Source organism: Dyadobacter sp. CY351, assembly GCF_021502625.1.
In the GTDB taxonomy this organism is placed as follows: Bacteria; Bacteroidota; Bacteroidia; order Cytophagales; family Spirosomataceae; genus Dyadobacter; species Dyadobacter chenhuakuii.
In genome coordinates this window covers 235558-254953 of sequence record NZ_JAKFFU010000002.1, presented here as the reverse complement: position 1 = coordinate 254953, position 19396 = coordinate 235558, and the positions used below count along the sequence as shown (strand labels likewise).

The following is a 19396-nucleotide window of genomic DNA, read 5'->3' as shown; positions in this document are numbered from 1 at the left end:
GCATTCAGCCATTTATTCTAAAAATCATGAAAAGAAAAATATTCATATATAATGTGGCATTAGCCGCCGGGTTGTTTTTGACGAGTGCCTGCGATAGCAAACTGGACGTTGACCCAACACAAAGTATCGACGAAACGGCCGCATTAAGCACATCGAAAGACGTAGAAGTGACGCTGATCGGCTGTTACGACGCTTTGCAGGATGTTGACGTTTATGGTGGCGCTTTTCAATACGCTTCCGAGCTTCTGGGCAATAATGATGAAATCGCCTTCGGCGGGACATTCAGGAATATGCTCGAAATATCTGCCAGACAGCTTACGACACAAAACCTGACTGCCGAATTGATCTGGCGCGACTCCTATATTGCGATCAACCGCTGCAACAATGTGCTGTCAGCGCTGAGCATTGTGGACGAAGAAAAGCGGGCACGCATCGAAGGCGAGGCGAGATTTATCCGTGGTTCGTTGTATTTCGACCTTGTAAGATTGTATGCTAAAACCTGGGGAGACGGAGATAACGCAACGAATCCAGGCGTTCCGCTCGTGCTCAAACCAACACGCGTTGTGACTGAGGAAGATAAGCTGGCGAGAAACTCGGTGGCCGAAGTGTACGCGCAGGTTTTGGAAGATTTGAATGCTGCAAAATCGCTGCTACCCGAATCCAACACCATTTACGCGACAAAATATGCCGCATCGGCTCAGCTTTCGAGGGTTTATTTACAGCAAAGCAATTTCGCTTTGGCACGCGATGAGGCTAATGCCGTAATTGCATCAGGCAAATACACCCTGAACAGCGACTTTGAATCACTATTCTACACCTTCTTAAACAATGGTGGCGCCAATCCTGCTGAATATATTTTCGCGATGATTGTGACCCAACAGGACGGTGTAAATGATTTAAACACATTTTTCGGAACTACCATTGATGACATTCCGGGAACTGGCGGACGCGGTGATATCCGTATTCTGAATAAGCACAGGGCACTTTATGAAGCAGGCGACAAGCGCGGCGAATTTTTCCTGACGCCAACCAACAATACATATACGCAAAAGCATCTTGACAATTTGGGCAATGTATTGCAGTTCCGTTTGGCCGAAATGTATCTCACACGGGCGGAAGCAAACTTCCGGCTCGGAACTGTCGTAGGCGCGACGCCGCTAGCCGACATTAACCGCATCAGGGCCAGAGCAGGACTGAAAGCGACAACGGCTGTAACATTGGCTTCCATCCTGAAAGAGCGCCACTTAGAACTTGCTTTTGAAGGCCTGGCGCTCCATGATGCAAAACGGAATAAGCAAAACATCAGCACAATCCCCTATAATTCGCCCAGACTGATCTTCCCTATCCCGCAACGCGAGATCGATGTAAATCAGAAACTGGTTCAGAATGAGGGCTATAATTAAGGGATTTGACAAAAGGTCATTTCGAGAATAATAAAAAAACCACTTCTGCCTGGAAGTGGTTTTTTTAGTGCCTTGTACAAAAACAAATGTATGATGTTATTACTGCCAGCTGATCCACGATTTGGCATCCTTTGCGCTGACCATATCATACGTTGATGAAGAAGTTTGGATAAGATAATAGCCGCTCGGTTCATATAGCAACTTAGCAGTTTCTACTGCCGGGCCTGTTGCAGGAGCCTTACCTAACGTTCCTGCATCACGGAAAATGATACGGCCATCGCTGGCAAAAGTCGGTGTATCGGGCGCAAAACCGTAAATAAGTCTTAGCGCATCATCTTTAAAAAATATTGGACCAAAAAGGTCATAAGTTGCATCATATCCAGGCTGGTAAATGACAAAAGCGTATTGCGCTCCATCTTCTGTTAGGTCTTGTATTTTAAATGCATCGTCGACGCCATTTACATGAAATCCTTGCAGTGAACGCCAGTCTCCGCCGGATTCAATCGGCTCTTGCCACCATCTTCTGGATGCCGCCAGATCCACGGATAGCGGCTTGGTGGCACTTACTACGGTTCCCTTCAAACCAGCCCCGGTAACCCCGACCTGGCCCGCATTAGCATTCCATGTTACATTTGTAAACCCGTTGATGGTTTGTGAACCATTGACCAACGGCGAGGAGAATGCCACACCTGCCTCTGTAAAGTAATAATTGCTGGTAAAAACTTTCGGAATGTTTCCATCCAGCCACGTCATTTTAATGGTGCGCGTACTTGGGCTTAATGTAATTTCATAGGTCACATTTCCCAAAGTAACCCTTTTGAAATAGGCCTGATACTTTGTGATATTATTGAACAAAGCGCCTTTTGCCAGATTACCCGCCGCATATGATGCTGCCTGCGCCTGGGTTGCTTTGGTCAAAACAAGTCTGCTATTATTTTTCCTGCCAACAAGTGTAATCGATTCCGATTTAACCGAATCCGGAAAGATGCTGAACTCGAAATCAGACAACAGCCCGTCGCCGCGCACACCGCCATTTACCTCCTCGTCCGGATCAGACAGAATGTGGAGATAGGAATAGGTATCAAAGATCAGAACCGGCGTTTGCACTGCTTTCAGGCGGTAACTGCTTTCCTTTGGTTTGGCAGCAGACTCATCGGAAAAATCGGAGTACATGGTGACGCGGTTCTTAGCATCAAATTTGAAATGAAAACCGTAAGTCCCGCCACCGCCAGGATAAATGACTGCATTCCAGCCATATGGAGACTCCACAAGTTGCTTTTCGTAGGATGTCAGCGCTGCGTTCAGTCGCGCATCGGCTGTTTCTTCAAACAATGTGTCGTCGTTATTTTCACAAGCCGTGAGAGAGACGCATAAAAACAGCAGATATAAAATGGATTTTTTCATCCGGAAATATTTTGAAATACAATTAAAAAAGCTTGTTCATTGATCCCCTAACCCTGTTTTGCAGGCTGTAAAAATCAATTTTCCAGGTGTTTTTATAATAAGCGACCACAATCGCTTCCTTTTGTCTTAATGCCGCTTGTGCCTGCGCTTTGGTCGTCCCCCGCGGGCTGGTGCCTTCGGGAATAGCATTTACAATTTTGTCAAAACCGGCTTTCCCTTCCGTCAGCATCATGGCGATCATTTCCACAAAATCCTCATCGAAATTCAGCGAACTGTAAGCCGTAATGAAGCCATCCCGGCGCGCATCGTTATCCGACCAGTTGATCCAGTTTCCGCCTTGGTATAATGATCTTGAAACGGCCTTATATTCAACAGGGTAAAGAACAGTCTGATGCAAAATGTGACCAAATTCGTGATGGATCGTATGTAAAAACCAGTCTTTTACAAAGGACGAATCCCGGGCCGCATCATATCCTGCCATTCCCTTTATCTTGAAAAGATTAACACCGAATAATACAACCTTACGGCCGCCCTCTGCCGTTCCAAGCGTGACCGACCCTTCTGCATTATACTCGTTACTGCCGGATAAAATGAAGAATTTGGGCGAAAATTTGTTATAAAAAACTTTCCCTGCTTCCTGCACATACGGCATAGTCCAGGCTTTTTTGATGGTGCTCAGCAGCGGCACAACCTGTGACTCGTCCGGCGGAACGAGCGTTTTGGTAATGTTACCAAATTCAAACTGGTCCCATTTGTACTTGGCCGAAATGTTATAAGGTGTTACAAGACTGTCCAGGATCCATTTGTCGATCGGTCCCTGCACCCATTCGTCACCTCCGAGGCCTGGAATATCTTCCGCCTCCCCTATTTCCTCCTCCTTGCAGCTGCTTAATCCCACCGTCAGGAACAATGCTGCGAAGAATAATTTATGTAACTGTTTTATCATCATATCATTATATGCTTAGGATCATCGCTTGTTTTGTTCAATGCCTGCCAGTGTTGCGGATTGTGGAATTTGTAAAATTCGTCTCGGATCATTGGCCTGAACCGTGAGCGTGCCGCCATTAACCGTTTGGTGGGTCACGGGCAGCGCATAGCGCTGCAAATCGAACCAGCGCATGCCTTCCTGGACGAATTCGACGCGTTTGAAAGACAAGATTGTACTAATGATCCCGTCCCGGAGATTGACCGGCCCAAAAAACCTGCGGATACTCGCGGCTGTAACAGTATGCTTAGCAGGCTGATAGCCGCCGACACGCTTGCTCACAAATAAATTCAGATCCGCCAGGGAAGCGGCGGTATTTCCCAGGAATGCATTGGCCTCGGCGCGGTTGAAAAGGACTTCCTCCGCCGTGAAAATCGGCAACATGACATAGGGCTGCCCAATTTCCGCATTGACGGATTCTCTTACAAAATATTCATTCAGTTTAGGGATCAGATAATTGTTATCTCCCTGGGAATACAATGGATAAGACCATCCCGGCGAATCATTGATAATGTTTTCACTTGCTGAAATTTCCTGCCATTTCTGGAAATTCATTCCAAAACGATAACGCGCAACATGTCTTCCGAAAAGGGAAGCAGTTTCTACGAGCATCAGGTTAGCATTCTGACTTGCTCTTGAATAAGTGTTGTAAAGTTCCTGTGGCGAAAGACTGGAATAGGTTGTGTTCCAGGGGCGGAGGTTATCCACAATGCTGCTGCCCGGAAAAACCGCATTGGCATACTGCACCACTTTGGGATAATCCCTTTTTACCAGATAAAAACGCGCCGCAAATGCATTCGCTGCTGCCCGGTTGAAATGGTATTTCGGAATGGTGTATGAACCGTCACTGATCAGCGGCAAACCTTCAACCAAATCCTGCTCAATTTTTTGATACACACTGGAAACGGTGCCTCTTTCGTATTTTTTCAAAACAACCGTTTCAGGTTCAGTAACATAGGGAACGCCCGGCTCTGTATTCGGCTGGCTGGGATCGAAAAATTTGCTGAAAAAATTGACCAGCATGAAATGTGCATAAGCCCGCGCCACTAATGCTTCACCTCGCTGGGCATCATATTGCGACGGATTTGAAGATTTACTGATAATGTCCAGCGCCTGATTAGCAACAGAAATGGCGCGGTAACATTCAGCCCAGTACTGATCAGGGGAATCCTGTTCATCGACCGTGGCCTCCACTTCTTCAAAAAGAAAAGATGCGCGGTTCGTCTTATCATCTTCGCCAATGCCCTTGTCTGCAACATTATCGCTCATAGACTCCGCAAAAACAACATAACCTCCTTGCGGATAAGCTGTTGTAAGCAACTGAGAAACCTGTTGCGGCGTGTTGATCGTGGCCCTGGTACTATCCGGTTCTGTTGAAAGAAATTCTTCGCAACCCGCCAGCATAAAGAGCGGCAGAACGAAAAGTATCTTTTTAAAAATTTTAGTCTTGCTCATATTTAAAAACTTAAAATCATCCATACTGATTACCCCCTTCACGATCATAATGTTAGTTTGAGTGCCACCGTGAATTGCTTCTGGATCGGCTGGGCCACACCACCCGAGTTGAAAAACTCAGGATCCTGTCCTTTCAATTTTTTATCCGCATAAATCAACCATGGATTGATAGATGAAAGCTGAATGCTCGCTCCTTTGAAACCGTATCTTGCAGCAACGACCAACGGGACTTTATATGCCAGTGAGACTGATTTCAATCTGATAAAATCCCCTCTGGCAACGCGCTCGGTTGAATAATTATAGATGTTATAGGGATATGTTCCTGACAGATATTGTTTTTCAAGCATATCGCTGATGGATGGAACAGTTGTTACGCTTTCATCACCTGCCATTACCCACCTATCTAGGAATTCTCTCGGCATGGCATCCAGATCACTGAATGTGTCCTTGTAAAGCGGGTTGAGGCGAATTTTGTTTCCGGCCTGATACGTTATAAACACATTCAGCGACAGATCTTTATAAGTTAATGTGTTATTAAAACCGCCTGTAAATGGTGGGTCAACCGGCCCTTCATATTTGAGGTAACCTACATTCTGATCTTGCAGATAAACATCCGAACTGACTTCACCATTTTCGTTCAAAAAGATAGGCACGCCCGTTGTCGGATTCAGTGCGTCATATTTAATCGAGAATAAACTCCGAACGGGTCTTCCTTTTACATTGGCGCCTTCTGCTTTGACAAGGTCAAAGATGCCGGGGCTGTTATCCACATTCGTGATCTGTGTACGGGCATAACCCACCGTCACACGCGAGCGGAAATCCCAGTCTTTGTTTTTAAATAAAACCCCATCCAACGAAAAATCCACACCATAGGATTGCATATCGGCGTAGTTGGCCACTTTATAAATCTGCCCCCCTATTCCCGACGTCTTGATTTGATCGATCAGGCCGAAGCTGTTGCGAATGTAACCGTCCACGCTCAGGTTTATGCGATTAGCCAGAAAGCCAAGATCCAATCCCACGTTTCCGCTGTAAAGCTTCTCCCAGGTAAGTTCTGTGTTTTCGAGAGAAGCAAGCTGTATAGCAGACTCTTTTTCATCACCATAAGGGCGTCTGGTAATGATGCTCTGGAACAATGCTGCTGAGTTTGTTGCCGGGCCAGTGTCCGCAGAAAGTCCATAACTCGCGCGCAACCGACCCATACTGAGCCATTTAAACCTTTTGATAAAATTCTCACGGTCAAAATTCCAGGAACCTGCTACAGTGTACGTTGGCAGCCAGCGTGCTATGGCCGACTTTCCGAAGCCGTTGGAACCATCGTAGCGGACATAACCTGTGAAATTGTACTTGTCGTCTAATGTATAACCGGCGCTTCCGTAAAATGCAGCGAAACGCTCGTAATCCATCCGCATGCCGTAATATTGGAAATTGGCCTCAATGGTCTGTTTCAAGATCCGGTAATCCACAAACGGCGTCCCACCCTGCCCATATTGAAAGCCGTAACCGGTGTTATTGGAATTTTGCCGGTTAGTATATTTAATCTCCTGCCCTGCCAGCACATTGACAGCGTGCCTTTCATTAAATGTTTTATTGTATCTGATGTTGTTACGAATGTTATAAAACAACATCTGATCCTCGTTCCGGTTGTAGAAACCACCGCTAGGGAGCACAACCACAGGATATGCATTGGGCACATCGGGATCGGTGTAGAGATATTTGTTTGCTAATGCAATCGTCGAGTTATCCGCCGCGCGATATGCATTGGCCATATTGGAATTTTCGGTGATAATGTGCTCGCGGCCCGTTTGAATGTAGCGCAACGCACCTATAAAATCATAGGTAATGTTATCCGTGATTTTATAGGAAAAATCACCCTGCAATTTGATATCGGCCAGATTAAGCTTGATCCGGTTGTTTTCCAGCTCCGATACGATGTTGAATGGTGCGAAGTTTCTTCTGAAAAATTCAAGGTTTCCATTTTCGTCATAAGCAGTCAGCGTCCTGCTCGTATTGAGCGCGTAGCTGAAAGGATTAATGTCGAAATCCCTGTCAAACTTGCCTTCGACCGGATTGCTTCTCCGGCTCAGCGAACCAGGCGCTTCCTGTCTTCTTACGGAAGCAAGCGTCAGCAGCCCGAGCGTAATTCTCGGTGAAAGCTGGTAATTGTTTTTAAAGTTTAATGTGTATCGCTTGACCTTATCAGCAATTGTCCAGCCATTATCATCGAGATAACTGGTTGATACATAAGATTGTGATTTGTCTGTCCCGAATGATACGCTTACAGAATGTTCCTGAATGAAGTTTTGCTTGAAAAGGACATCAAACCAGTCGGTGTTGGTCCGGGCGTATCCCAGCAAGAAATTCCGCTTCGCTTCCTGCGTATTGGCGAGGGGAAAATTTCCCTGGTCGTCGCCTGCGAGGGAATTGTAATATTTGCCATAAACACCATAATCGGGTTTGGACAGGACGCTGGAAGTAAGGAATCCTTTTCTTTCGAGCTCACCCAGCACGGACATTTGCTGAGCGGAGTTCATAATGTTGAAATTCCTGTAACTAGGAGTCAGCTGCGTGCTAAAATTCCCGGAATACGTAATGACAGGCTTGCCGCTTTTCCCTTTTTTCGTAGTGATCACGATTACACCGTTCATGGCTCGCGCACCATAGAGCGCGGCGGCGGCAGCGTCTTTAAGAATATCAAATGTCTCAATATCAGCCGGGTTAACCCCTGCCACTGCGGAGCCCAGCAATGTTGTGGGATCGCCGCTTGAAAGCTGATCATTGGAAATGTTCACAATATCTTCCTGCACGACACCGTCAATCACCCATAGTGGCTTGTTATCGCCATTCAATGAAGTTGCACCGCGAATCCGCACTTTGGGCGCAGCGCCGAATGTTCCGGAAACGTTTTGGACAGAAACCCCCGCTGCACGTCCTTCGAGCATCCGGCTAACATCGGGCAGACCGTCGATTTTGACATCGTCCGTTTTTAATGTTACAGCCGATCCTGTAAATTTATTTTTATCAATTTGCTGAAAACCAGTTACTACCACATCCTGCAAGCCCACTGCATCCTCGGCGAGTTCGATAGAAACACTTCGCGCAGCTTTCACTTCTTTGGGCAAAAATCCGATCATTGTTACAACCAGCGTGGCACCCTCATTCACTCCTTGCAGCACAAACTCACCTTTTTCGTTCGTTACCGTGCCTTTTTGCGTTCCTTTCACCCGGACTGTCGACCCAACCAACGTTTCTCCGGTCGCGCTTTTGACAACGCCCTTAATGTCAATATCCGCAGTGGATATTGTATTTGAAAAAACAGAAATTGAACTGGAAAGGAAAACGAAGAATGCAAGCAAAAATGAAAGCCGACTCAGGCCACTGATCCGATAGAGAACATTCATATAAAACAAAGTATAAGTCTAACGCAAATTAATGGGTTTCCGCCAGGACGGATTTAATGATTAATTATCTCAATAATACGCAGAAAAACGGAACGATACGGAGGGGTGGCGCTAAACTTTCGCTTTGCAATTAATAAAACTTTCTGTACTCAAATTTATTGTGATGTAACCGGGCGTTGTAGGCCTTTTTTTGACTATTTTTTTTTCTCTGTCAAAACGGAAGTAATGCGGTTCAATTCTTCAACTTTAAAGGCAAAATCGCCCTTTAACATATCCCTAACTGCCTTTAACTGCTCCATTGCCGTTTCCAGATTATCGGGCAAGGCTTCGCCTAAAACCTCCTTCAAACGCTTGGCGAGCGTTGGGGACATTCCATTTGTGGAAATCGCCACTTTCAAATTCCCTTTCCTCACCACCGAAGAAAGATAAAAATCGCAGATTGCGGGCGTATCGGCCACATTGACAAGCATGTTCCGCGACCTGGCTACGCCGGCGATCCGGGCGTTTTCCAGCTTATCATTGGTTGCGACAATAACCATGTCTTTCGTGTCAAGATCCGCGTCCTCAAACCTGCGTTCAATTAAACTTATCCGGGAATTCAGGTTTGCTATATCGCGTATTTCCTGGCGGATGTCGGGGGAAACGAGCGTAACATTGGCAAGGGGCGAATTGTCCAGCACCGCTGTGATTTTTTCCAGTCCTACATATCCTCCACCCACGATAAGCGTATGCAGGTTTTCGAGTTTGAGGAAGATCGGGAAGAGATTGTTCATGGTCAAATTTACATTAAATCTGACAATAACGTGGTTATGCGCGGGCTTTTATAACTATTCCAACAAATCCACTTTTTCTATCTCCCACTTTCGCCGTACCTTTGCGGCATGATCGCGATTACCAACCTCAGTTACTTTCTTGGCGACCGGGCACTCTACGACAGTGCTTCGCTGCATATCAAGCCCAAACAAAAGATCGGCCTTATCGGTCTGAATGGCACAGGAAAGTCAACATTGCTTAGAATGATAAACGGGGAGTTCCAGCCGGACGGCGGAAATATCTCCAAATCGGGCGACTGTACCATCGGTTTCCTGAACCAGGATTTGCTTTCTTACCAGAGCGATGATTCCATTTTGTCGGTAGCCATGCAGGCTTTTGAACGGCAAAATGTGTTGCAGATCCAGATGGACAAGATCCTGCACGACATGGAGCACAATTATACAGATGCACTGGTCGATAAGCTGGCGCGGGTCCAGGAAGAATTTGAAGCATTGGACGGGTACACCATTCAATCCAAGGCAGAAGCGATCCTGGAAGGCCTGGGTTTTGTTACAGATGATCTACACAGACCATTGAAATTGTTTTCCGGGGGTTGGAGAATGCGGGTTATGCTGGCAAAGTTGCTCTTGCAAAAACCATCATTACTCATGCTCGATGAGCCAACCAACCACTTGGACTTACCTTCTATTCAGTGGGTTGAGAAATATGTTCAGAGTTATGAAGGCGCTGTAATCGTGGTTTCCCACGACAGGCAATTTCTGGATAACACCATTGATACAACGGTTGAAGTTGCCAATGGAAAGCTGAATTACTACGCCGGAAACTATTCCTACTATATGGAGGAAAAAGAGGAACGCAACGAAATTCAGCGCGGTGCTTATGAAAACCAGCAGGCCAAAATTCGCCAGACAGAACGATTTATCGAGCGTTTTAAAGCCAAAGCAACCAAATCGCGTCAGGTTCAGAGCCGTGTGAAGGCATTGGATAAAATGGATGTTGTGGACCAGGTGATCGACGAGAATGCGAAAGTGCATTTCCGTTTCCAATTTACTACGCAACCGGGAAGACACGTTTTCCAGCTTGAAGATGCTTCCAAAGCTTATGGCGATAAGGTCATTCTGGACAGCACCAACATTAGCATGGAACGCGGTGATAAAATTGCATTGATCGGAGCGAACGGACGCGGAAAATCAACAGTGCTTCGTGTTGTAGCTGGAACAGAGCCGATTGAAGGAAAAAGAAGATTAGGGCACAATGTTTCTTTTACATTCTACGCACAGCACCAGCTGGAATCGCTGAATGTGAACCATAACCTCATTGAAGAGCTTAAATACGCTAATCCTAACAAAACCGAGACGGAGTTACGGACGGTTTTGGGATGTTTTTTATTCACCGGGGATGATGTTTTTAAGAAAATAAAAGTCCTTTCGGGAGGTGAGAAATCACGGGTTGCATTGGCCAAGGTTTTGCTTTCACAAGCCAACTTTCTGCTGCTCGATGAGCCTACCAACCACTTGGACATGCAGTCGGTGAACATTCTGATCCAGGCTTTGCAGCAATATGAAGGCAGTTACATTGTGGTTTCCCACGATAGATATTTTGTTGAAAACATTGCGAACAAGATCTGGTACATTGAAGATCACCAGATTAAGGAATATCCAGGCACATATCAGGAATATGAAGTGTGGGTTGAAGAGCGTGGTTTGCAATCGGCTGTGAGTGACAAAGCAACGGTTAGCAGCGCACCGCCACAGAAGGCAGCTCCGCAACCTGCGTCCAACGGAAATGCCTCCAAAAATAACGGCAAGCCTGTTTCCAACGAAGATTCGCAAAAAATAAAGAAAGCACAGAAGCAGATCGAAGAACTTGAAGCTACTATCAACAATCTGGAAATCAAGAAAACAGAAACAGAAGTTAAGCTAGCGAACCCGGAAATTTACAACGATTCAAAAGCACTTGCTGATTTAAACCGATTCTATACAGACATTAAGCAGAAGCTGGATCAAAGCACGGAGACCTGGGAGAATCTGATGCTGGAAGTGGATGCGCTGGCTGGGAAGTGAGGATTTGAATATTATAAAAGCAGAAAGGGAAATCGTTTGATTTCCCTTTTTTATGTCATCTCGGGCTTAATTAATCCGCTTGTCTGCGCATAAATATCACGCAATCTTAATTGTACATTAATAGCAGATATAGGAATGTGATCTTCAATATTCTCGGTTTCTGATGCTAAATACCAAGCTCCGTTGTCATTTTTCCGCCAAACCTCGACGGAAATAGATAAGGAATCTATCAGAATATATTCCAGTAATGTCGGAATAGATCTGTAAAGCCGAAATTTGTCGCCTCTATCATAAGCGCTGGTTGATTTGGATAGCACTTCAATGATAATAGAAGGATTAACTAACGTTTCGCTGTCCTGTTCTGCAAACTCCAACCTGCCGCAAGCCACGATAAAGTCCGGATAAGTATAAAGCCCATTTTCAGGGATGTGCAGGCGCATGTCACGTGAGAAACTTTGACAGGATTTACCTTTTAAATAGCCGCCAATCTCGATGGACAAGTTCTCCACAATCCGATTATGATTGCGTCCAGCCCCGGCCATCGCAAATATTTCCCCGCGGTAATATTCGCTTTTGTACTCGGCTTCTCTTTCCAGCTCCAAATATTCTTGTTCTGAATACATTTTAATAGTCTGTGCGATCATGTTGATTATGTAAGTTAAAAAATAGTTGCCAGCGTGCAAAACACGTTTGGCTATTCAGACGTACATTACATAAAAAGTCACAGGATAATTTTAATGATTTATTATGAGGTTGATTTCGCTTTTTTTGTGGTTTGGGTTGACGTATGGAAATGCGAATGCTCAATCTCAAAACATCAGATTGGAAGATTTTATATATAATGATAAAATAAAAACCGTGCTGCTTGCACCAGCATTGGAAAACCCCGAAAACCCAACGCGCCTGCTAACGCCTGCCATTAAGCCGCTAACGAGTCCTGCCCCGCTTGTTTTAGAATTTGATGATCTTTCGGGTCAATTTGAGGGTTACCGTGCTAAAATCATCCATTGCAATGCCGATTGGACCAAATCAAACCTGAACGACATTGAATTTACATTTGAATTCAACGAATATCCGATCAATAATTATCAGCAGGCATTCAGTACGAAAGTGCCTTATTTTCACTACAAACTCGATTTGCCTAAACTCAAATTATCAGGAAATTATGTCATTTATGTTTATTCCGATCGGGATAGAAAGCCTGTGCTAAGCCGCCGTTTCATGCTTTATGAATCACGCGTGAACATTGATGCGAAAGCGCGTTTTTCACAAGGGATTCAGCAGCAGTTCTCGGACCAGCAGATTGACTTTGTAGTTGATTATAAAGGATATCCATTGAATGCGCCGCAAACAGACCTGAAAGTGGTCCTCAGGAAAAACTTCCGTTTCAATGAAATAAGGACCAATTTTAAACCGACCAATGTCAGGCCTTTTGATCAGATTTTGGAGTACACATTCTTTGATCTGGAAAACACTTTTCCCGGCGGAAACGAATTTCGCTATTTTGATAGCCGAAGCCTGACAGGCAGGGGTTTTGGCGTTAATGAAATCGAGCGGTCGGACGAATTTACAAGGCTGATGTTATTCCCTGACAAGTCCCGGGCTAACAATGCATACATTCAAACAGATGATTTTAATGGTCAATACATTGTAGATCAACGTGAATCAGGGAACGGCAGTGTCGAAGCTGACTATACGCCTGTCCTGTTCACATTAAGAACCCAACAAGACCCCGAGGCTACATTTTACGTGAATGGTGCCTTCAATCTTTGGCAACTTACGGATGCCAATAAGATGACTTACAATGCGGCAACCAATGCTTATGAAGTTGAAATGATGATCAAACAAGGCGTCATCAATTACAATTACACAATGGTTAAGGCGGGACAAACACCCGATGAGGGATATATTGAAGGCAATTATGGCGCGACAGAGAATGATTATGACATCCTCATTTACCATCGCCCGCAAGCCGGAAGAGCCGATCTGCTGATTGGTTACCGCACCGTAGAATGGAACAGACGGCGCTAAAAGGCACAAAAAAAGGAGCGACCATTAGCCGCTCCTTCATCATTGAAATATTTTTATTATACATTGAAACGGAAGTGCATAATGTCACCATCCGCAACAACGTATTCCTTGCCTTCAACGGCCATTTTACCAACCTCTTTCACGCCTGCTTCCGTTTTATATTGCTCGTAATCAGCAATTTTAATCACTTCCGCACGGATGAAGCCTTTTTCAAAATCACTGTGAATCACACCCGCAGCTTGTGGCGCTTTCCAGCCTTTTTCAATCGTCCAGGCTCTTACTTCCTTCACACCGGCTGTGAAATAAGTGATCAGGTTCAGCAGTGAATAAGAAGCTTTGATCAATTTACTCAAACCGGATTCTTTCAAACCATATTCTCCCAGGAACATTTCATGCTCTTCCGGATCTTCAATTTCCGAAATCTGTGATTCCATGGCTGCGCAAAGCACAATTACGTCCGCTCCTTCATGTTTCACAGCCTCACGCAGTTTTTCAGAATATTCATTGCCGGTTAGCATTGAGTTTTCATCCACATTGGCAACATAAAGCACCGGCTTGGCAGTCAGCAATTGCAAATCACCGATTACGGCTTCTTTGGTTTCTGCATCAATCACGACACTGCGGGCATTCTTTCCCTCTTCGAGCGTTGCTTTGTATTTTTTCAACCATTCCAGCTCTGCTTTTGCTTTCGCATCACCGGCACGGGCTCCTTTTTCTGTTTTCTGAATTTTTTTCTCAACAGATTCGAGGTCTTTCATCTGTAATTCAATGTCGATGATCTCTTTATCGAAAACAGGATCCACGCGACCTTCCACGTGAACGACATTTTCATCCTGAAAGCATCTTACAACATGCACAATGGCATCAACTTCCCGGATATTGGCAAGAAATTTATTCCCTAACCCTGCCCCCTGGCTTGCGCCTTTCACAAGGCCGGCAATATCAACGAATTCTATGATAGTTGGTATAACCTTCTGCGGACTTACCAGCTTTGTAAGAACATCCAGACGCTCGTCAGGCACGGTTACCACGCCAACGTTGGGTTCGATTGTACAGAAAGGATAATTGGCGGCTTCGGCTTTACCGGTTGAAATGGCATTAAAAAGAGTGGATTTCCCTACGTTCGGCAATCCCACGATCCCACATTGAAGACTCATGTTATAATTTATGCAGTTAAAAGCAGGTAGTTTTCCATGCAACAATGCAAAGAGCTCCTGTCTGCCAGATGATAATTTACAAAATTACCACTTAGCGAGTAGAAAAACCAAAAGCCTTCGTAATAGATTGCGAAGGCTTTTTCATTCTGTTAATTTTTTTAATCCCACTTAAGGTCCGACTCTCCAACTACGTCCACCTCATCTGCCTTGGCTTCGAACTGAGAAAAGTCAACTTCCGGCATCAACTCTGTTTTCACATGATCCACGGCATCCTTCAAAGCATCAACGAACTTATCAAAATCCTCTTTGTATAAAAACATCTTGTGTTTTTCATACGTAAAACCGTCTCCCTGTGGATGGCGGCGGCTTTCTGTGATGGTAAGATAATAATCGTTGGATCGCGTCGAGCGAACATCGAAGAAGTAAGTCCTTTTTCCTGCCCTGACCCTTTTGGAGTAGATTTGCTCTCTGTCTTCCACTATGTTAAGTTTTAAATAGGTTTTCAAACGCTAAAATATAAAGTTTATTGCTGCTAACAAAAAAACAAGAGCATATTAGCAATTTGTTAGTATTGACTAGTACATTTTTCATGTAGCGCTTTCACTTTTGCTTTCGGAATTGCTCTTTTTTAAAAAGTTTTTATTAGTTTTGAAATTCGTGGGTTTCCAATTTCTCGGCAAACTCCAAATAAATGGTATGAAATAAGGGCTTTTACCTTATTTATGTTTCACCTAAAACCACAGATATGACTTATAATCGTATCCTGATTCTTATCCTGTTAGCTTTCGCTTTCACGCCTGAAACCATCGCACAGGTTAAACTTGGCAAAACTGAAACTGGTCACGCATCTTATTATGCAACCCGGTTCAATGGCAAAAAAACCTCCTTTGGAGAAGTGCATAAAAGCACAGAATTGTCAGCAGCTCACAGAAGCTACCCGCTTAATACGATGCTCGAAGTAACGAATCTGGAAAACGACGAAAAAGTAATTGTAAGAGTTAACGATCGCGGACCTTTCGCAAAAAACCGATTGGTCGATCTTAGCAACGAGGCCGCCAGATTACTTGGCATAATTGCAAAAGGTGTTGCCAATGTCTCCATACGCGTAGTAGGCATGGAAGGAATGGTGCTCCTTGATCCTAATGAACAAATTGACGCCAGATCGGGAAAAGTAGTCGCTATGCGCGGCAACAGATAATGTAATTTCAGAATGAACAGCCGGCAACTTGATCTAGCAAAAGTAAGGGAGTTTGGCAATCTGGAATTTCTGGCAAAACAACTTGTGGAAGGCTTTATCACAGGCCTCCACAAATCCCCGTTTCACGGTTTCTCCGTTGAATTTGCTGAGCATCAGCTCTATAACACAGGAGAATCCACCCGTAACATTGATTGGAAGGTCTACGCCAAAACAGACCGCCTTTATGTAAAACGTTACGAAGAAGAAACAAACCTCCGCTGCCATTTACTGCTCGACACTTCCTCTTCAATGTATTACCCCGAAGAAAGTTACGGCAAAATGACTTTCAGCGTCATGGCAGCAGCAAGCCTTACTTATCTTTTACAAAGACAAAAAGACGCAGTAAGCCTTTGCACATTCTCCGAAAATATCGAAATCCAGACAGCTGTAAAATCTACGCCGTCTCACGTGCACAAGATTATCCTGGAACTGGACAATGTGCTGCAAAGCAAGCGGCCGCTAACAAAAACCTCCGTCGCCACCGTTTTGCACCAGATCGCGGAGAAAATCCATAAGCGCTCGCTTGTTGTTATTTTTAGCGATATGTTCGATAACCTGGAAGAAGCTGATAAAATTTTCTCTGCATTGCAGCATTTAAGACATAATCTGCATGAAGTGCTCCTATTCCACGTTACCGATCGTCAAACCGAGGAGCTGTTCGCTTTCGAAAACCGCCCTTATGAATTTATCGACCTCGAATCCGGCGACAGGGTTAAGGTCCAACCGGATCAGGTAAGGGAATCTTACAAAGAATTTGTAGGCGATTTTTACCAAAAGCTTAAACTGAAATGCGGCCAGTATAAGATCGACTTTATTGAGGCGGACATTGCAAAAGGCTTCGATCCTATCCTGATGGCGTATTTGGTGAAACACGCTAAAATGAGGTAATTTTTTCAGAAATTTGAAAGCAGATTCCTTCCCTATTTGCTGTCAGATATGAAAAAACATTTTACCCGCTTCTTCTATTTTACCTTCATTTTATTTTCGCTGGCAGGGTGTAAATCTGCTGAGAAATCGCTTAAAAAGGGTGATTTTGATGAATCTGTCATCCGGGCGGTTGATAAGCTGAATAATAATGCCACGCACAGTTCCTCCATCGAAGCGCTAAAACAAGCCTATCCCCTCGCGCTCGAACAACATTTGAATGATATCAAGCAGAATAAAGAGTCGGATGACCTGTTTAAATGGGAAGCTGAATTGCAATCCTACGTTAAACTAAACAGACTCTTTCAGGCGATTGATCAATGTAGTTCGTGTGCTAAACTGGTTACCGCCCAGAATTTCGAAAAAGAGGAGAAACTGGCAAGGCATAATGCTGCAAATGTCCGTTACAAAGAGGGGCAAACATTGCTGGCGATAGGCGACCGCGAAAACGCGCGAAAGGCTTATGAGCATTTTGAAGTGGTCAATAACCTGATCCCGAATTTCAATGATGTGAAGAAAAAGCTGGATCTGGCTTATGAGGTTGCTTCTTTCAAAGTGGTCGTGGAGCAGGTTTTGGTTACTTCCAGGACTTACCAGCTGAGTAATGAATATTTTCAGGAAAGGGTCAATGAATATCTGCAGACCAATAAGCGGCTGAATAAATTCGTGCGATTTTATATGCCCGAAGAAGCGGCAAACCTCAAACTCGAACCCGACCACATTATCAGACTGCAATTCGATGATTTCGTCGTGGGAAACACGCTTGTTGAAAAAAATACGGAAGTTGTGATTAGTAAAGACAGCGTAAAAGTGGGTGAGGTCCAGGTGGGCAGGATCAAAAAGCCTGTGTTTAATAAAGTTACAGCCAAACTGACGCAAAGCCGTAAAACTGTTCTTTCTGCCGGATTGCTCGATATGCAAATTATGGATTTCAAGACAAAACGAGTAGTAACCCAGGAAAAATTTAATGGTGAGTACAATTGGATGTGCGAATGGGCTTCCTTCAATGGCGACGAACGGGCGCTCACACCGGCTCAGCTTCGGAAATGTAAAAGCCAGGAGTTAATGCCGCCTGCGCCGCAGCAACTATTCATAGAATTCAGCAAACCGATTTACGAACGCCTTACCAGCAAGCTGCAAAGTTATTATGCAAAATACTGACAAGGCGATTCATTAAATTCTGTACTAAGTATTTAAAAAGAGTGACATAAATAGCTCGTCCAGGCTTGCCACCGCGATCACTTCGATCCTGAATTTTTTCAAGTCCAATCCTCTGCTGTTGTATTTGGAAATGTAAACTTTTTTGAAACCCAATTTTTCAGCCTCAAAAATCCGGTTCTCGATCCTGCTGACTGCCCTTACTTCACCGCCAAGCCCTACTTCCGCCGCGAAACAAACTGACGGCGGGATGAATTTATCTTCATAGGAAGAAACAATGGAAGCGATCACAGCCAGGTCAATCGCAGGATCTTCCACTTTTAATCCGCCAGCCACATTTAAAAAAACATCCTGGACGCCTAACCGAAAACCGCCCCGCTTTTCCAGAACTGCGAGCAGCATTTGAAGCCGTTTTCCGTCAAATCCTGTGCTGCTTCGTTGGGGCGTTCCATAATTGGCGACGCTTACAAGGGATTGTATTTCAATCAATAATGGTCGGTTACCTTCCATCATGGAGCCTATGGCAATGCCGCTAACAGGCTCATCGCGCTGCGAAATGAGAATTTCGGATGGGTTACTGACCTGCCGCAGACCGGAACCGTGCATTTCGTAAATACCAAGTTCAGAAGTGCTTCCGAAGCGATTTTTGACTGTTCTGAGAATGCGATAGGTGTTATGCCGGTCGCCTTCGAATTGTAAAACGGTGTCCACCATATGTTCCAGCACTTTCGGCCCTGCCAGCGAACCATCTTTGGTAATGTGGCCAATAAGAAAAACCGGGACGCCCATTTCTTTGGCGTATTTCATAAATTCGGCCGTACATTCCCTCACTTGCGAAACGCTGCCTGCGCCCGACTCAATGTAAGTGGATTGCATCGTCTGGATGGAGTCGATGATCAGGATCTCGGGTTGGAAATCTTCTATTTGCCGGAAAATATTTTGCGTATGCGTTTCGGTGAGAATGAAGCAATTGTCGCTTTTAGAATCCATCCGCTCCGCCCGCATCTTAATCTGCTGATCGGATTCCTCTCCCGAAACGTACAAAACCTTCTTATTGGACAGCGTAAGTGCAATTTGCAGCATTAATGTTGACTTCCCGATTCCCGGCTCGCCACCGATCAGAACCAGCGAACCTTGTACAATCCCGCCTCCCAGCACGCGGTTGAGTTCTCCGTCAAATGTTGTGATCCTCGGCTCATTCTGATATTCAATTTCAGCAATAGAACGTGGCCTGCTGGCCAGATTGACGCCTTTCCAGGCGACGGCTGTCTTCTTATCTTCTTTTTCAATAACTTCCTGAACAAAAGTATTCCATTCGCCGCACGACGGGCAGCGACCCACCCATTTGGGTGAATTATACCCACATTCCTGACAAAAATAAGCTGTCTTGGCTTTGGCCATAAG

Annotated in this window: 15 protein-coding genes; 6 read left to right on the top strand and 9 right to left on the bottom strand. The window is 44.9% G+C overall.

The features are described 5' to 3' along the window. Window positions 1-26: 26 nt before the first annotated feature. Window positions 27-1403, top strand: a complete 1377-nt coding sequence (locus L0660_RS03155; RefSeq protein ID WP_235157973.1) for a RagB/SusD family nutrient uptake outer membrane protein — start codon at window positions 27-29, stop codon at window positions 1401-1403. A 99-nt stretch (window positions 1404-1502) separates the two neighbouring features. Here L0660_RS03155 and L0660_RS03150 read toward each other — a convergent pair whose 3' ends face one another. The 5 genes from L0660_RS03150 to L0660_RS03130 all read right to left on the bottom strand — a co-directional run bounded on the left by L0660_RS03150 (window position 1503) and on the right by L0660_RS03130 (window position 9421). After that, window positions 1503-2807 (bottom strand): DUF4302 domain-containing protein, encoded by a 1305-nt coding sequence (locus tag L0660_RS03150; protein WP_233795519.1) that lies wholly within the window; start codon window positions 2805-2807, stop codon window positions 1503-1505. Between the two features lie 22 nt (window positions 2808-2829). Continuing rightward, window positions 2830-3756, bottom strand: coding sequence for a putative zinc-binding metallopeptidase (locus L0660_RS03145; RefSeq protein ID WP_235157968.1), 927 nt, complete (start codon window positions 3754-3756; stop codon window positions 2830-2832). Window positions 3757-3774: 18 nt separating this feature from the next. Further along, the gene (locus L0660_RS03140) at window positions 3775-5247 is read right to left on the bottom strand and encodes a RagB/SusD family nutrient uptake outer membrane protein (protein WP_235157966.1); all 1473 of its coding nucleotides are present in this window, start codon (window positions 5245-5247) and stop codon (window positions 3775-3777) included. 44 nt (window positions 5248-5291) lie between these two features. Continuing rightward, the gene (locus L0660_RS03135; protein WP_235157954.1) at window positions 5292-8648 is read right to left on the bottom strand and encodes a SusC/RagA family TonB-linked outer membrane protein; all 3357 of its coding nucleotides are present in this window, start codon (window positions 8646-8648) and stop codon (window positions 5292-5294) included. 194 nt (window positions 8649-8842) lie between these two features. After that, complete coding sequence (locus tag L0660_RS03130) at window positions 8843-9421, bottom strand: bifunctional precorrin-2 dehydrogenase/sirohydrochlorin ferrochelatase (protein WP_235157939.1); 579 nt, start codon at window positions 9419-9421, stop codon at window positions 8843-8845. Window positions 9422-9529: 108 nt separating this feature from the next. On the opposite strand from L0660_RS03130, the gene L0660_RS03125 reads away from it, so the two are divergent. Continuing rightward, window positions 9530-11485 (top strand): ABC-F family ATP-binding cassette domain-containing protein, encoded by a 1956-nt coding sequence (locus L0660_RS03125; protein WP_235157936.1) that lies wholly within the window; start codon window positions 9530-9532, stop codon window positions 11483-11485. A 50-nt stretch (window positions 11486-11535) separates the two neighbouring features. Here the strand turns inward: L0660_RS03125 and L0660_RS03120 are convergent, their stop codons facing one another. Further along, entirely contained in the window at window positions 11536-12129 is a 594-nt protein-coding gene (locus L0660_RS03120) for a Uma2 family endonuclease (RefSeq protein ID WP_235157933.1), read from the bottom strand. Window positions 12130-12307: 178 nt separating this feature from the next. On the opposite strand from L0660_RS03120, the gene L0660_RS03115 reads away from it, so the two are divergent. Next, entirely contained in the window at window positions 12308-13516 is a 1209-nt protein-coding gene (locus L0660_RS03115) for a DUF5103 domain-containing protein (RefSeq protein ID WP_235157930.1), read from the top strand. A 56-nt stretch (window positions 13517-13572) separates the two neighbouring features. Here the strand turns inward: L0660_RS03115 and ychF are convergent, their stop codons facing one another. Together ychF and L0660_RS03105 are read right to left on the bottom strand one after the other, a co-directional pair. Then, window positions 13573-14673 (bottom strand): redox-regulated ATPase YchF, encoded by a 1101-nt coding sequence (gene ychF / locus L0660_RS03110; RefSeq protein ID WP_235157928.1) that lies wholly within the window; start codon window positions 14671-14673, stop codon window positions 13573-13575. Between the two features lie 158 nt (window positions 14674-14831). Continuing rightward, the gene (locus tag L0660_RS03105; RefSeq protein ID WP_082213641.1) at window positions 14832-15179 is read right to left on the bottom strand and encodes a DUF3276 family protein; all 348 of its coding nucleotides are present in this window, start codon (window positions 15177-15179) and stop codon (window positions 14832-14834) included. 239 nt (window positions 15180-15418) lie between these two features. Here L0660_RS03105 and L0660_RS03100 point away from each other — a divergent pair, with 239 nt between their 5' ends. From L0660_RS03100 to L0660_RS03090, 3 genes are read left to right on the top strand one after another with little or no spacing between them, the layout of a single operon-like run. Then, window positions 15419-15871 carry a septal ring lytic transglycosylase RlpA family protein gene (locus L0660_RS03100; protein WP_235157919.1) on the top strand — a complete coding sequence of 151 codons (453 nt, stop codon included), beginning with the start codon at window positions 15419-15421 and terminating at the stop codon, window positions 15869-15871. Between the two features lie 12 nt (window positions 15872-15883). Next, the gene (locus tag L0660_RS03095; protein WP_233795509.1) at window positions 15884-16798 is read left to right on the top strand and encodes a DUF58 domain-containing protein; all 915 of its coding nucleotides are present in this window, start codon (window positions 15884-15886) and stop codon (window positions 16796-16798) included. Window positions 16799-16846: 48 nt separating this feature from the next. Beyond that, complete coding sequence (locus L0660_RS03090) at window positions 16847-17995, top strand: hypothetical protein (RefSeq protein ID WP_235157909.1); 1149 nt, start codon at window positions 16847-16849, stop codon at window positions 17993-17995. 24 nt (window positions 17996-18019) lie between these two features. Here L0660_RS03090 and radA read toward each other — a convergent pair whose 3' ends face one another. After that, a complete protein-coding gene (radA, locus tag L0660_RS03085; protein ID WP_082213645.1) occupies window positions 18020-19393 on the bottom strand; it encodes a DNA repair protein RadA in 1374 nt (457 codons plus the stop codon). Window positions 19394-19396: the final 3 nt, after the last annotated feature.

Excerpts from the sequence above, each read along its gene's own strand:
- L0660_RS03155 (WP_235157973.1), top strand. The coding sequence starts at position 27 with ATGAAAAGAAAAATATTCATATATAATGTGGCATTAGCCGCCGGGTTG.
- L0660_RS03150 (WP_233795519.1), bottom strand. The coding sequence starts at position 2,807 with ATGAAAAAATCCATTTTATATCTGCTGTTTTTATGCGTCTCTCTCACG.
- L0660_RS03145 (WP_235157968.1), bottom strand. The coding sequence starts at position 3,756 with ATGATGATAAAACAGTTACATAAATTATTCTTCGCAGCATTGTTCCTG.
- L0660_RS03140 (WP_235157966.1), bottom strand. The coding sequence starts at position 5,247 with ATGAGCAAGACTAAAATTTTTAAAAAGATACTTTTCGTTCTGCCGCTC.
- L0660_RS03135 (WP_235157954.1), bottom strand. The coding sequence starts at position 8,648 with ATGAATGTTCTCTATCGGATCAGTGGCCTGAGTCGGCTTTCATTTTTG.
- L0660_RS03130 (WP_235157939.1), bottom strand. The coding sequence starts at position 9,421 with ATGAACAATCTCTTCCCGATCTTCCTCAAACTCGAAAACCTGCATACG.
- L0660_RS03125 (WP_235157936.1), top strand. The coding sequence starts at position 9,530 with ATGATCGCGATTACCAACCTCAGTTACTTTCTTGGCGACCGGGCACTC.
- L0660_RS03120 (WP_235157933.1), bottom strand. The coding sequence starts at position 12,129 with ATGATCGCACAGACTATTAAAATGTATTCAGAACAAGAATATTTGGAG.
- ychF (WP_235157928.1), bottom strand. The coding sequence starts at position 14,673 with ATGAGTCTTCAATGTGGGATCGTGGGATTGCCGAACGTAGGGAAATCC.
- L0660_RS03100 (WP_235157919.1), top strand. The coding sequence starts at position 15,419 with ATGACTTATAATCGTATCCTGATTCTTATCCTGTTAGCTTTCGCTTTC.
- L0660_RS03095 (WP_233795509.1), top strand. The coding sequence starts at position 15,884 with ATGAACAGCCGGCAACTTGATCTAGCAAAAGTAAGGGAGTTTGGCAAT.
- L0660_RS03090 (WP_235157909.1), top strand. The coding sequence starts at position 16,847 with ATGAAAAAACATTTTACCCGCTTCTTCTATTTTACCTTCATTTTATTT.
- radA (WP_082213645.1), bottom strand. The coding sequence starts at position 19,393 with ATGGCCAAAGCCAAGACAGCTTATTTTTGTCAGGAATGTGGGTATAAT.